The following is a 12,976-nucleotide window of genomic DNA, read 5'->3' on the forward strand; positions in this document are numbered from 1 at the left end:
TGCCGGGCTCGCGACGAGGCCCAGTCGATGCCAGGAAGGAGGCGGCCAGCAGGGAAACTCGAGCCCGGCGCGGGCTCAAAACCCGTATTTTGCCTTGTCGCGGGCGCAAGCCGGTCAAAATGCGGGATTTGGCGGGGAATTGGCGTGCCCGGCGGCGGGCGCAGGCAGCCCCGGGGCTGCCCGCGCGGCGTGTCAGGACACGTACCAGGTCGCGTAAATGGGGCGGGGCTGGCGGGACCGACGCGCGCGCCCCTGGCGGCCGGTTGCCGATCGATTCGCGGCCGGCATTTCAGGGAAAGATCGGCGTCGTCGCTTCCGCGCCTTCCGCGTCGGCACGCGGAACGTGCCGGGCGACGTTCTGCCCGATCTCCGCTTCGCGCGAGCCCGGCACGTCGGCCATGACGAGCAGCTGGCCATCCTGAATCGGGCCGCTAAACCGCGCGAGCCGCGTATTCGGCTCGTCCACGCCGATCATCGCGGCCGTCCAGGCACCGAACGCCGCGCCCGCCAGCGTCAGCGCGACGACGGCCCCGCCCGCGATCGCGAAGCTCGCGGGCGCAAACGCCAACGCCACGAGGCCGACGAGCGCGCCGGTCGCGCCGCCGAACGTCACGCCGCGCTCCAGCGCATGGACCACGTCGCTGCGCTGCAGCAGCGACGCCTCGGGCAGGCGTTCGAGCCCCACGCTGTGATTGGCGAGCACATGGATATGCCCCCACGTGATCCGGGCGCGCAGCAGATCGTCGACGATCGCCTGCGCCGTGGTCGTGTCGGGAGCGAGGAAATAGAGGCGTCTCATGATGGCCCTCCTTCGGTCAGGCGGTCGTCTACTACCGCGTGCTTCTGCCAATCCTACGCCTGACTTCCTGCCGATGCGACAGCCTGAAACGCGCCATGAGACTGTCCGGCACGCCGGGCGAACCGGGCCATCCCGGCGGGCGCAGCCGGCGTGGCGGGCGTGGACCCGTGCGCGCGGAAAACGCATGCATGGCCACATTACGCGCGGCGAGGTTCCGCTAGATCTCGACGCGCGCCCCAACCTCGATCACGCGATTGGCCGGCAGCTTGAAGAACGCGGCGATGTTGCCGACGTTGTGCAGCATCACCGCGAACAGGCGCTCGCGCCATAGCGCCATGCCATGCCCGCGCGTGGGCACCACCACGGCGCGGCTCAGGAACCACGAAATTTCGTCGAGATCGAAGGCAAGCTCCGCCGATTTATATGCCGCGAGCGTGCGCGGCAAGTCCACGTCGTCCTTGAATCCGTAGTTGACGATCACGTAATAGCAGCCCGGGCCCAGCGACTCGACCTCGACGCGCGCACTTTCGGCCACCCAGGGCACGTCCTTCGTCACTACGCTCAGGAATACTATGCGTTCGTGCAGCACGCGGTTATGCCTGAGATTGTTGACAAGCGCGTGCGGCACCGCGTCGGCGCCCGGCGTGAGGAAAATCGCCGTGCCGCCCACGCGCACGGGCGCGCTCTCCAGCAGCGCCGCGAGCCAGGGCCTCAGCGGCTTTTTGTCTGCGCGCACGCGCGCTTCGGCCAGCATCATTTCCCAGCCGCGGCCCCAGGTCGCCATGACGGTGAACATGAGCGCACCGACCACGAGCGGGAACCAGCCGCCGTCCACGATCTTGAGCAGGTTGGCCGAGAAGAACATGGCGTCGATCACGAAGAAGAACGCCGTGGCGAACACGCACAACGCCCAGTTGTAGTGCCACGCATAGCGGACCACGAAGAACGTGAGGAACGTCGTGATGAGCATCGTGCCGGTCACGGCGATGCCGTAAGCGGAGCCGAGCGCGGTGGAGGAACGGAAGCCGAGCACCGCCGCGACCACGGCGACGAGCAGGATCCAGTTGATGCCGGGCACATAGATCTGGCCGATCTCGCGCTCCGAGGTATGCACGATGTTCATGCGCGGCAACAAGGAGAGCTGCATGGCCTGCATCGCCATTGAGTAGGTTCCCGAAATAACGGCCTGCGAGGCAATGACGGTGGCGACGGTCGCGAGCACGATCATCGGCAGGATGGACCATTGCGGGAAGAGCCGGTAGAACGGGTTCTGCACGGCGCCGGGATTCGCCAGCAGCAGCGCGCCCTGTCCGAGGTAGTTGAGCGCCAGCGCCGGAAACACGACGCCGAACCAGGTAAGGCGGATCGGCTGTTTGCCGAAGTGGCCCATGTCGGCATAGAGCGCCTCGGCGCCCGTGAGCGAGAGCACGACCGCGCCGAGCGCGACGAAGGCCAGCCAGCGATGATGCAGGCAGAACGCGAGGCCCTGCAGCGGATCGAGCGCGACCAGCACGACCGGCGCGGCGGCGATGTTGGCAACGCCCGCTACCCCGAGCACGACGAACCACAGCACCATCACGGGGCCGAACACGGCGCCGATGCCGCCCGTGCCACGCTTTTGCGTGACGAACAGCACGACAAGCGCCGTGAGCGTCACCGGAATCACGTAGGTCCTGAGCGCAGGCTCGGCCACTTCGAGGCCCTCCACCGCGCTCAGCACCGAGATGGCGGGCGTAATCACGCTATCGCCGAAGAAGAGCGCCGCGCCCATCACCCCAGCCACGAGCAACGCGCGATGCAGGTGCGGCCGCGACGCGACCGAGGACGCCGCGAGCGCGAGCAGCGCCATGATGCCGCCCTCGCCATGATTGTTCGCGCGCAGGATCAGCGCGACGTATTTGAGCGAGACGACGACCATCAGCGACCAGAAGATCAGCGAGACGATGCCGACAATATTGAAAGCGTTGAGCGCGAGGCCATTGCCGGGATCGAACACGGTGGCGAGCGTATAGAGCGGGCTCGTGCCGATGTCGCCGTAGACCACGCCGAGGGCCGCCAGCGCGAGCGCGGGCAAAGCCGGACGATGCGGGCCGGAGTCGCCGAGCCGCCCGTGCGCGGACGCGGCGGATGCGGAGTGTCCCATGTCTCGCTCCTCGTGTTCTGCGTGCCGGCCGCGAAGACCACGCGGCTTCATCGTTTCGTTTCTTGCACGCGCATTCGTTCGACTTGTCGGCGCGGCGTTGCTGATCGGCGTGCCAAGGAAAGTATAGGAATTTCCAGCCGGGCCGTGGCAGGAGCGCCGCATTTGAACGGCATCCTGCTTTACCCCGCCGATCGATTCGACCCGCATGACGCGAAGGTGACCGGTTCGCGAAAGACGGTCTCGCATCCGGAACAGCGCGCCCGCGCCTCGTCCGCGCCCGGTCCCCGTTCCATGCACGGGATCACGCTGAATTCCGTCCGGGCGGCACGCTCCTTGCCGTGTCGACACATACTCGTCAGGAATACCTAAGATGCGTGCTGCTACCCGGCGAGCCTCGCCAATTCGCAAAGCAATTACCGGGCACGATCGTTCATACGCATCGCGCATCGAAACGCGGGACCCGCGCCGTCGAAATGCGCCTTTGACCGGATAGATTTATCGCGGCATCTATGCCAGATTAGGCTTCGATCATCCAATGCGCAGCGCCGGGGTCGCGAAGCGATGCGCCATGATTCCAAGGGGGACCGCTTGCACGATTCGTTTCCTCCCCTCCATGCTGCCACGCGCGCCATCCCCGACGGCATGCGCTTGCGGGCACGCGCGCGATGAGCGCCGCCAGCATCGTCGTGCTCGGCGCAGGACCGGCGGGCGCTGCCGTTGCGCGCTCGCTCGCCGGGCTCGGCTATGGCGTGCAGGTGGTGAGCGACTGGCGCCGCTTCGACGCGGCCGAAGCGCTTTCGGCGCGCGTGATCGAAGCGCTGCGCCGCGCCGGTCTGCATCGCGCGGCCAGTTGCGGCGAAGGGCCATGCGTGCGCACGACGCTCTGGAATGGCGCGCAGCAAACGCTCGACGCCGAATTCCTCGTGGACCGCCGCGTGTTCGATGCGGCATTGCGCGAGGACCTGTACAGCGCGGATGTGGACGTGATCGAGGCGAACGTGCGCTCGCTGCAATCGTCGTCGGCCGGTCACGATCTCATGATCGAGGCCGCCGACGGGCCGCTCACCTTGCGCGCGGACTTTCTCGTCGAGGCGCGCGGCCGCCTTGCGCCGCTGTTGCGCGACGCGACGCGCGGGCCGCAAACGCTGAGCCTGCTGAACGTATGGTCGGGCCGTCCCGGCACGCCCGCCACGGCGGTCGAAAGCCTCGCGGCCGGCTGGGCGTGGATGGCCCGGCTGGGCGACGGCCGCTGTTACTGGCAATTGACGCTGGACGTAGCGAACCCCGAGTTGCCGCAGCGCGATGAACTGCTCGCGTTTTGCGAACGCATGCGGTACTCGCCGCTCGCAAGCGACTTCTTCGCCGGCGACGCCGCCAACGACGCGCGCCTCTATGCGCGCAGCAGCACCGCCACGCTATGCGGCCGTACCGGCGGGCACAACTGGCTGCGCGTGGGCGACGCCGCCATGGCCGTCGACCCGCTCGCGGGCAACGGCGTTTTCCAGTCGCTCACCTCGGCGTTGCAGGCGCCCGCCGTGGTCCATACGTTGCTCGCGCGTCCTGAGCGCGCGCCGCTCGCGCTGCGCTTTCACCAGCAGCGCATCGAGCAGTTGTTCATGCGTTTTGCCCGCACCGGGCGCGATGTCTACGCGCTGGAGCAGCGCTGGAGCACGCAGCCATTCTGGCAAGCGCGACGCGCCTGGCCCGACGACCGCCCTGCCCGCGTGAGCGCCGACTTCAACGAACTCAACGTGGGGCGCGCACCCGTGATCGACGGCAGCATGATCGCGGAAGCGGATGTGGTGGCAAGCCCGGACCAGCCGCTCGGCATCTGGCATCTGTGCGACGCGTCGCTCGCGCCCGCGGTCGAGGCGCTGCGCCGCGAGCCAGCCGAGCAGGTGCTCAAGTCGCTGGGCGCCGAAGAGGCGCGCCTGATCCGTCACTGGCTCGCGATGCAGGACTACCCCGAGCGTTACGTCTGAGCCATTCCCGGGGCATTCCATAGCACTGCTGACGAGCGGTTCACGACCGCGTCCGCCCCATCGGACCTCGATACATCGGACCTCGATACGGCGCGCATCGAGGCCTGACGCAACGCGTAAAACCGCGGGCCGGCAATTCGGGGCGCGTTCATCCCGCTACCGGGTTTCGGCGTAAAATGCGCCGTTCGCCGCGATGTACCGGCGTAGAAGCCACGCCCGCGATGCACGTCGATCTGCTTACTATTTATTTTCTCCTGATCGGAACCCTTCTCGCCAGTTCCGGAATCACCCTCTGGGAGCATCGAACGCATCCCGCGCGCAGCAAGGAACTGAGGATACTGGCCGCGGGATACGCCACTCTCGCGGCTGGCTGCGCCGCGGTAATCGTGCGCGGCAACCTGCCCGGCGTGGCGGGCGCCGCCTTGAGCAACCTCGTCATCATGTCCGGCTATCTGCTGGTCCTGCACGGCGTCGCGACGTTGAACGGCCGGCGCTATCGCGCGGGCTCGATCGCATTGCTCGTCGTGCTCGCATTGACGTGGGCCACGTGGGGCGCGCGCCACCCGGAACCCATGTGGTACTACGCCAGCGCGATTCCCATTGCGCTGGCGAGCGGCATGACATCGCGCGAACTGCTGCGCGGCGACGGCATGAAAGGGGTGCAATCGCGCCACGTCGCTGCCATCGTGACGGGCATTCATGCGTTTTTCTACGCGTCGAGGGCGTTCGTTCTCCCCTGGCTCGCAAACCGCTACGGGCAAGGCTTCGTCGCGCTCGCCAGCAAGATCACGATGTATGAGGGCGTGCTCTATTCGGTCGTGCTGCCCATGGCCCTGCTGAGGCTGATCCGCGAGGAAACCCATGGGCAGCTTCTGCGCGAATCGCAAACCGACTATCTGACGCGCCTCGGCAACCGCCGATGGTTTTTCGAAGAAGGCGAGCGCGTGATAGGCAATGAAGCGGTACGCCGGCCCGTTGCGCTTCTTGCCTTCGACCTCGACCACTTCAAGACGATCAACGATCGATACGGCCACAAGACGGGCGACGAAGTGCTGAAGGCATTCGCGGAGATCGTCCACAGCGCGATGGGACCCGAGGCGGTTCTTGCCCGCATCGGCGGAGAAGAATTCGCCGCCTTGCTGCCGGGCCTTGATCGCCCCCGCGCGAGGGCGGTGGGCGAAGCGATCGCGAAGCGTTTCGCGCAGACCGTCACGCACGCGATCGACGGCGTGGGCATACGGGCAACGGTAAGCATCGGCCTCGCGCAGCACGGACACGAGGCATCCACGCTTTCGGACCTGCTGGCCGCCGCGGATGCAGCGCTCTACAGCGCGAAATCGCTGGGCGGCAACCGGCTCGAATCGCTGCAGCTTTGAGCCGGGACGCGCCGTCAGGAACTTGTAGGCAACGCGCACTCTTTTTGCTTCCCCACTTGGGCCCGCCATCTCCAGCCATGCGGGCGCAACCGCGCCAAGCGGCGAGGGAGGTGCGATGGCTACGATCGATTACCGGGTTCGTCTTGCAATTTCCGCCGGTCTGATTGCCCTGCTGGCTGCATGTGGTGGCGGAGGCGGCGGAAATGGCTCGGGCAGCAGCATGAGCGGGCCGCCGGGCGGCGTGAAACTGCAGATCGTGTCATTCGGCGACAGCCTTTCCGATGTCGGCACCTATGCGCCGGTCGCGAGCGCCGTCGGCGGAGGCCGGTTCACGACCAACCCCGGCCAGGTCTGGGCGCAGAAAGTCGCGCAATATTATGGGGACACGCTGAACGCCGCCTTCACCATCGGCTTCGATCACAAGCTGACCGCGCAAGGCGGACTCGGTTATGCGGAAGGCGGCTCGACGGTCGCCACGCCGGCCAATCAATACGACTTTCTTTCGGATGTGATCGGCAATATCGAAATGCCCGTCAATCAGCAGGTGTCGAGTTATATTTCGGCGCACGGCGGCTTCAACTCCGGCCAGCTCGTGCTCGTGTGGGCAGGCGCCAACGACGTGCTGCGCGCCGGCAATCCGCCCTCCGCCGACACCACCGTGCAGACCGCCGCATCGACGCTGGCGCAGATCGTCGGCCAGATCGTTCAGAGCGGCGCCACGCACGTCGTGGTGGTCAACGTGCCGAACGTCGGCCTCTCGCCCAAGGGCGTTACCTCAGCCGACGGCGGCGCAAACCTGACCCAGCTCTCGCAGCTCTTCAACAACACGTTGAACGGCGCCCTGCAAGCCAACGGCCTGCAGGGCAAGGTCATCGAAGTCGACGCTTATGGCTGGGTCACGCAACTCATTGCGAACTTCAAGGCGAACGGCTTTGCCGTGTCCAATACGGCACAGGCCTGCGATGCCTCGAAAACGCCCGACGACACGTCGCTGCTCTGCTCACCGGCCACCTACGTCGCGCCCGATGCCGACCAGACCTATATGTTCGCCGACGACCTGCACCCCACCACGCACACGCACGCCCTTTTCGCGCAGTACGTCGAGCAGCAGATCGCGGCCAGCGGCGTGGGACACTGACTGACGGCATGCTTGCGTGCCGCGTCGTGTTCGCCGCGGCTAGCGCCATTCTTGCACGCGCATTTTTTATTTAGCCATCCCTATTAGAAGATTGGAAGACGGTTAGCCGCGGCCATCATGACGCTCATTGAGGGAGACCCAAAGCCAGGCGCAGGTCCCCGTTTCGAGAACATGACGGCGGCTGGCCAAATCGCATCGTCGAATTATGCGCGAACGCGATAGCGGACCAGTCTGACGACGCGATGACGGCCCCCTCGACGCGAACCCGGCCATGCGCCGCCGGGCGGCTGACCGCTCCGTTCCATCGCCCGATTGTCGCCCTCAGCTGAACGCTGCGTCGCGTCCAGCCCACTTTATCCGCGCTTGCGGCGACCGCATACTTCCCGTCGTAAACTCCACGACCACGCCAAGCCCATGTTGAACCGAGACGCGATACGCTCCGGTGCGTTTCTCAAGAGCTTCAGTTTCCTCCCGCCGGGACTTCTCTGGACGCAGGCCCAGATCGACCACTCGCTCGCCGAGACGATGGCAAAACGCCCCGCGGACGCGCACGTCTGGGTGTTCGCATACGGTTCGCTCATGTGGAATCCGCTCTCGCGCTACGACGAGCGCGTGGGCGCCACGCTGCACGGCTGGCGCCGGAGCTTTTGCATTCGCCTCGTCGCCGGGCGCGGCACGCCGCAGTGCCCGGGCCGCATGCTCGCGCTCGAGCCGGGCGGTCACACGGAAGGCGTGGCGCTACGGCTTTCCGCCGCCACGCTGGAAGAGGAGCTTCGCATTCTCTGGACTCGCGAGATGCTCACGGGCGCCTACACCCCAACATGGATTACCGTCACGCTCGCCTCGGGCGAAACGCAGCATGCCCTGGCTTTCGTGGCGAGCGGGTGCCCGCAGCAATACGAGGCCGATTCGAGCCCTGCGACGATCGCGCGCCAGATCGCTCAGGCGCAGGGTCCGCTCGGCACCAACGCCGAATATGTGTTCCGGCTTCGGCAGGCGCTGGCCGATAGCGCGCTGACCGATGCCTATATCGAGGAAGTAGCGCAGACGCTCGCCGATCTGGAAACAGCCGGCTAAACGAGCCGCGCGAGCCGCGCGAGCCCCGTGACCATCTGAACCACGCCAAACGCCGCGATCGCAACGGCCGAGAGCAGGGAGATGCCGCGTGTGAACGCCGCCGGCAGCTTCGTGCGCAGCGCCGCCGTCACGCCGCTCAAGAACAGCCACCACACGGCTGAACCGGCGAACACGCCCGTCGCCATCGGCGCGACGACGAGCCAGCCCGTCGGCGCATATTCGCCCTGCGGGACCGACATCGGCCCGAGCGCGGCAAATGCCGCGATAAACGACAAAATGGTCAGAGGGTTCGAGAGCGTGAGCGCGAACGTCGTCAGGAAGTCGCGCGTGACCGGTGCGCGCGCAGTCTCCCGGGCGGCGGCCGGCGCGGCAGGCGCCTCGCGTGCGATCGTCCACGCCATCCACACCAGAAACGCGCCGCCAGCCGCTTTGAGCACCACCGTCAGCATTGGCAGCGCAGTCACGACGCCCGCAACGCCGAGCGCTCCGAGCAGCCCATAAACCGCGTCGGCGCATGCCGCGCCTATGCCGGTAGCGAAGCCGGAGCAAAAACCCCGGCTCAAACTCCGCTGGATGCACAGCATGCCGATAGCCCCGACCGGCGCGGCGATGCAAAACCCCATTGCCGCGGCTTTGACGAACAACATTTCCCCTCTCCCCCGCAATCCGTGTCGTCCAGGGGACATCGTAGACGCCGAAGACGTGCCGCAGAAGCCGGTCTTTAAGGGAGAATCAGCATTTCACCTTAAAAAAACTTGCCACAATGGACGATCTGGACTGGAAAGTACTCTCGCTGTTGCAGCACAACGGCCGCATGACCTACACGGAGCTTGCGCGCCAGGTGCATCTGTCCGTGCCGGCCGTAACGGAGCGGGTCAGGCGACTGGAAGACGCCGGGGTCATCGAAGGCTACACGGCGCGCATCAATCCGGCCGCCGCCGGCTATCCGATCTCGGCGCTGATCGGCATTACGGTGCCGCAGTCGGCGAAGACGAAGTTTCTCAAGCTGCTCGGCACGATCGCCGAAGTGCTCGAATGCCATCACGTCACGGGCGCGGACTCTTATGTCATTCGCCTCGTCGCAACGAGCGTGGCCGACCTGGAACGCTTGATCCAGCGGATCAACCTTTACGGCGAAACGCGCACGTCCATCGTCATGTCCACGCCGTTGGCCGCGCGTGCGCTGCAACGGCCGCGTTGAGCGGCCCCGCCGCCGGGCCCGGACACAAGGCATTGGCCGCGGCGGCCCGGGTCGCTCCGGGTCGCTCAAAGCGAGCGCGCGATCGCCTGCCCCAGCAACTCGACGCCGAGGTCGATTTCCGCCTCGCTGACGGTCAGCGGCGGCGCGATCCGGAATACGCCCCCCATGCCGGGCAGTTGCACGATGTTCATGCTGAGGCCGAGCTTCATGCATTCGCGCGTGATCCTGGCGCCCAGGCCATCGGCTGGCTCCTTCGTGCGGCGGTCCTTGACGACCTCCATGCCGAGCAGCAGGCCCCGGCCGCGAATGTCGCCGATGCAGTCGAAGCGCTCCATCAAGTCGAGCAGACCGCGGCGCAGCCGCTCGCCCATGACGTTTGCGCGCGCAACGAGTCCCTCGCGCTCGACCACGTCCAGCACCCGCAGGCCCACTGCGGCGGGAAGCGGATCGGACACGTGGGTCGTATAGAACAGGAAGCCGCGTTCGTGCGCCTCTTCCTCGATCTGCGCGGAAGTGACGACGGCCGCGAGCGGCAGACCCGCGCCCAGTGTCTTCGAAAGCGTGAGCATGTCGGGCGTGACGCCGTCGCGCTGGCACGCGAACATCGTGCCCGTGCGGCCGATGCCCGTTTGCGCCTCGTCGAGGATCAGCAGCATGCCGCGCTCTTCGCATTTGCGCTTGAGCGCCGCCATGTAGCCTTGCGGAAGCTCGATGATGCCGCCCGAGCTGAGAATCGGCTCCGCAATGAACGCCGCGAGGTTGCCGCTCGACTGTCGATCGACAAGGTCGAACGCATAGTCCAGTTCCGCGAGGTAGTCGTATTGTCCGTCGCGCTCGAATCGCGGCCGGTATGCGAACGGCGCGGGAATCGCGAACGACCCGACCGCCGCGGGCCCCACGCCCTTGCGGCCGGCGCTGTAGGTCGCCGATGCGGCGCCGCCCGTCATGCCGTGCCAGGACTGCGCAAAGCCGACGATTTCATATTTGCCGGTCACGAGCTTCGCCATGCGAATGGCGGCCTCGTTCGATTCCGCGCCCGTGCTGAGCAAAAGCGTCCTGTCGAGCCCCGCGGGCGTGATCTGCGCGAGGCGCGTCGCGAGGTCGACCACCGGCCGCGAGAGCATGCCGCTGAACAGGTGATCGAGCTTGCCCGCGTATTCGCTGATGACCGAGACGATGTCGGGGTGGCTGTGGCCGAGCACCGCGCTCATCTGCCCCGAGGTGAAATCGAGGATCGGGCGATCATCCGCGTCGTAGACGAAACTGCCCCTGGCGCGCTCGACGATCATCGGCTCGAACGTGCCGCCATAGCGGATGAGATGCTGCCTGGCGTTGCGCCAGAATAGTTCGTCGTCGTTCCTGGACACCGTGCTTCTCCTCTTCGGGTGGCGGGTTTTCCTTGCAGTCTAGCCGGCGCTCTGGTTTTATAGAATCGAATAGTTTTCATGCAAGCCAGAAGAGAGGCTAATACCTTGAGCCGTCCACTCGAAATCGATTTGCTGCGCTCGTTTGCGGTCATTGCCGAGGTGCGTTCGCTCAGCCGCGCGGCCGAGCGCGTGGGCCGCACCCAGTCGGCGCTGAGCCAGCAAATGAAGCGGCTCGAGGAGATCGTCGATCAGCCGCTTTTCCAGCGTACCGGGCGCGGCGTGGTGCTGACGAATCCCGGCGAGCGCCTGCTGCTCCACGCACAGCGCATTCTGCGGTTGCACGACGAAGCAATGGCCGATCTTTGCGGCAAGGGCCTGTCGGGCACCATTCGCTTCGGCTGCCCGGACGACTATGCCGCCGTGTTCCTGCCCTCGTTGCTGCGCCAGTTTGCGAGCCAGCATCCGCATGCGCTCGTCGAGGTGGTGTGCGGACCCACGCCGCGCCTCGTCGAACAACTGGAAAAGCGCGCAGTGGATCTCGCCATGGTTTCGCTGCCCGAAGACGCCGCGCAGACCGGTCCGGATGACGACATCATCCGCCGCGAGCCACTCGTGTGGATCGGCTCGCCGGAGCTCGATTCGGCGCACTTCGATCCGCTGCCGCTCGCGCTCTCCGATCCGGATACGCTCGACCACATCGCCGCCTGCGAAGCGCTGCGGCGCGCGGGAAGGGCCTACCGCGTCGCGTACGCGAGCAGCAGTCTCGCCGGTCTCACCGCGCTCGTGCGCTCGGGGCAGGCCTTCGCCGTCATGACCCAGACGGCCGTGCCGACCGATCTGGCGATCCTCAATGGCGATCCGGCGCTGCCGCCCTTGCCTGCGGTCGGCATCGCGCTGAAGTTCGAGCGCAAGCGGCCCTCGCACCTTACCTCGGCATTCGCGGAGCATATCCGGCTCACTCTGCCGCTGCTGTGAACCGTGGAGGGATTTCGCTTGCCGAGGCGGATATATTCCATTCCGCGAATCGTTCGGACTACCGATATGATTGCCGCGCTGCTGCGCCACACAGCCGAAACACCGACGCCGATGAATGACTCCATGTTCCCGAAACGATATCGCCCCATGACGAAGAAAAAAGCGATCCCCGCCTTTCTCCTGATCGCCCCGTTGCTTGTCCTGTTCTCCGGAAACGCCGCTGCTTCGGAACAAGCCGCGCGGCCGCCGGGACCCGCCATGATGGTCCATTTCGACTACTACCCGAATGAGCGCCCCGAGATTCATGCGCTCGAACATCGGCTGGCGAACGCGATCAGACGCGCGGATGCGGGCGAACTCGGCGAAACCGAATATCACATCGACGGCAACGACGGTTATCTGTACATGTACGGCCCCGATCCCGATCGGTTATATCGAGTCACGAGCCCTGTTTTGAAATCGTCCAGAATCACGAGCCATTCGGAAGTCACGAAGTGGCACGGCTCCCGCAAGGAAACGTTCGTGATTCACTGAAGCGTGCGTGCCTCAAAGCCTGGGATGGCATTCGAAGCGGATGATGGAATCGTGCTGCTGCATCGCCTCGAGACCTTCGGTGTGCTCGATGCCCAGGCTCGCCTGCATACCGCGGCTGTCGCAGTAATCGGTGGCTTCGCTCACCGCGCGTTTGTGGGCGCGCGCCCACGCGAGGCGCCCGCCCGTTGCAGACGCCGAAGCGACGAACGTGCCTTGCTTGTCCGCCGCGGTGACGTTGCCAGCCGACGCACAACCCGCGAGGACAGCGCAAACGGCTGCGAGCGAAGCGAACACTCTCCCCGCGCTCATGAATACAGCCCCGCCGCGCCGCCCTTCGCGGCCTCTTCGATAATTCGCACCACAACTCCACCTCATAAACAAGCA

12 protein-coding genes are annotated in these 12,976 nt (G+C 66.1%); 7 read left to right on the top strand and 5 right to left on the bottom strand.

Annotated features, from left to right (window positions below):
• Positions 1-289: 289 nt before the first annotated feature.
• Both BLU17_RS25075 and BLU17_RS25080 read right to left on the bottom strand, forming a co-directional pair.
• Positions 290-799, bottom strand: coding sequence for a DUF1269 domain-containing protein (locus BLU17_RS25075; RefSeq protein ID WP_092002898.1), 510 nt, complete (start codon positions 797-799; stop codon positions 290-292).
• Positions 800-1,016: 217 nt separating this feature from the next.
• Positions 1,017-2,942 (bottom strand): potassium transporter Kup, encoded by a 1,926-nt coding sequence (locus BLU17_RS25080; RefSeq protein ID WP_092002901.1) that lies wholly within the window; start codon positions 2,940-2,942, stop codon positions 1,017-1,019.
• 665 nt (positions 2,943-3,607) lie between these two features.
• Between BLU17_RS25080 and qhpG the strand changes: the two genes are divergently transcribed.
• The 4 genes from qhpG to BLU17_RS25100 all read left to right on the top strand — a co-directional run bounded on the left by qhpG (position 3,608) and on the right by BLU17_RS25100 (position 8,515).
• Positions 3,608-4,924, top strand: a complete 1,317-nt coding sequence (gene qhpG, locus BLU17_RS25085) for a flavin-dependent monooxygenase QhpG (protein ID WP_092002904.1) — start codon at positions 3,608-3,610, stop codon at positions 4,922-4,924.
• 221 nt (positions 4,925-5,145) lie between these two features.
• Positions 5,146-6,300 carry a GGDEF domain-containing protein gene (locus BLU17_RS25090; protein WP_092002907.1) on the top strand — a complete coding sequence of 385 codons (1,155 nt, stop codon included), beginning with the start codon at positions 5,146-5,148 and terminating at the stop codon, positions 6,298-6,300.
• A gap of 115 nt (positions 6,301-6,415) precedes the next feature.
• Positions 6,416-7,438, top strand: coding sequence for an SGNH/GDSL hydrolase family protein (locus BLU17_RS25095; RefSeq protein ID WP_092002910.1), 1,023 nt, complete (start codon positions 6,416-6,418; stop codon positions 7,436-7,438).
• Between the two features lie 414 nt (positions 7,439-7,852).
• Positions 7,853-8,515, top strand: coding sequence for a gamma-glutamylcyclotransferase (locus tag BLU17_RS25100; protein WP_092002913.1), 663 nt, complete (start codon positions 7,853-7,855; stop codon positions 8,513-8,515).
• Here the strand turns inward: BLU17_RS25100 and BLU17_RS25105 are convergent.
• Complete coding sequence (locus tag BLU17_RS25105) at positions 8,512-9,162, bottom strand: LysE family transporter (RefSeq protein WP_092002916.1); 651 nt, start codon at positions 9,160-9,162, stop codon at positions 8,512-8,514. The two genes, BLU17_RS25100 and BLU17_RS25105, sit on opposite strands and share 4 nt — an antisense overlap.
• Positions 9,163-9,278: 116 nt before the next feature.
• Here BLU17_RS25105 and BLU17_RS25110 point away from each other — a divergent pair, with 116 nt between their 5' ends.
• On the top strand, positions 9,279-9,716 hold the full coding sequence (locus BLU17_RS25110; protein WP_092002918.1) for an Lrp/AsnC family transcriptional regulator: 438 nt from the start codon (positions 9,279-9,281) through the stop codon (positions 9,714-9,716).
• A 65-nt stretch (positions 9,717-9,781) separates the two neighbouring features.
• Here BLU17_RS25110 and BLU17_RS25115 read toward each other — a convergent pair whose 3' ends face one another.
• A complete protein-coding gene (locus BLU17_RS25115) occupies positions 9,782-11,083 on the bottom strand; it encodes an aspartate aminotransferase family protein (RefSeq protein ID WP_092002921.1) in 1,302 nt (433 codons plus the stop codon).
• Between the two features lie 78 nt (positions 11,084-11,161).
• Between BLU17_RS25115 and BLU17_RS25120 the strand changes: the two genes are divergently transcribed.
• Entirely contained in the window at positions 11,162-12,058 is an 897-nt protein-coding gene (locus BLU17_RS25120; RefSeq protein ID WP_176929192.1) for a LysR family transcriptional regulator, read from the top strand.
• Positions 12,059-12,124: 66 nt separating this feature from the next.
• A complete protein-coding gene (locus tag BLU17_RS33945) occupies positions 12,125-12,592 on the top strand; it encodes a hypothetical protein (RefSeq protein ID WP_245747009.1) in 468 nt (155 codons plus the stop codon).
• Between the two features lie 12 nt (positions 12,593-12,604).
• On the opposite strand, the gene BLU17_RS25130 is transcribed toward BLU17_RS33945, so the two are convergent.
• The gene (locus BLU17_RS25130) at positions 12,605-12,901 is read right to left on the bottom strand and encodes a hypothetical protein (RefSeq protein WP_092002928.1); all 297 of its coding nucleotides are present in this window, start codon (positions 12,899-12,901) and stop codon (positions 12,605-12,607) included.
• Between the last annotated feature and the right edge of the window lie 75 nt (positions 12,902-12,976).

Origin of the sequence: Paraburkholderia lycopersici, from assembly GCF_900096975.1 — a bacterium.
Lineage (GTDB): Bacteria > Pseudomonadota > Gammaproteobacteria > Burkholderiales > Burkholderiaceae > Paraburkholderia > Paraburkholderia lycopersici.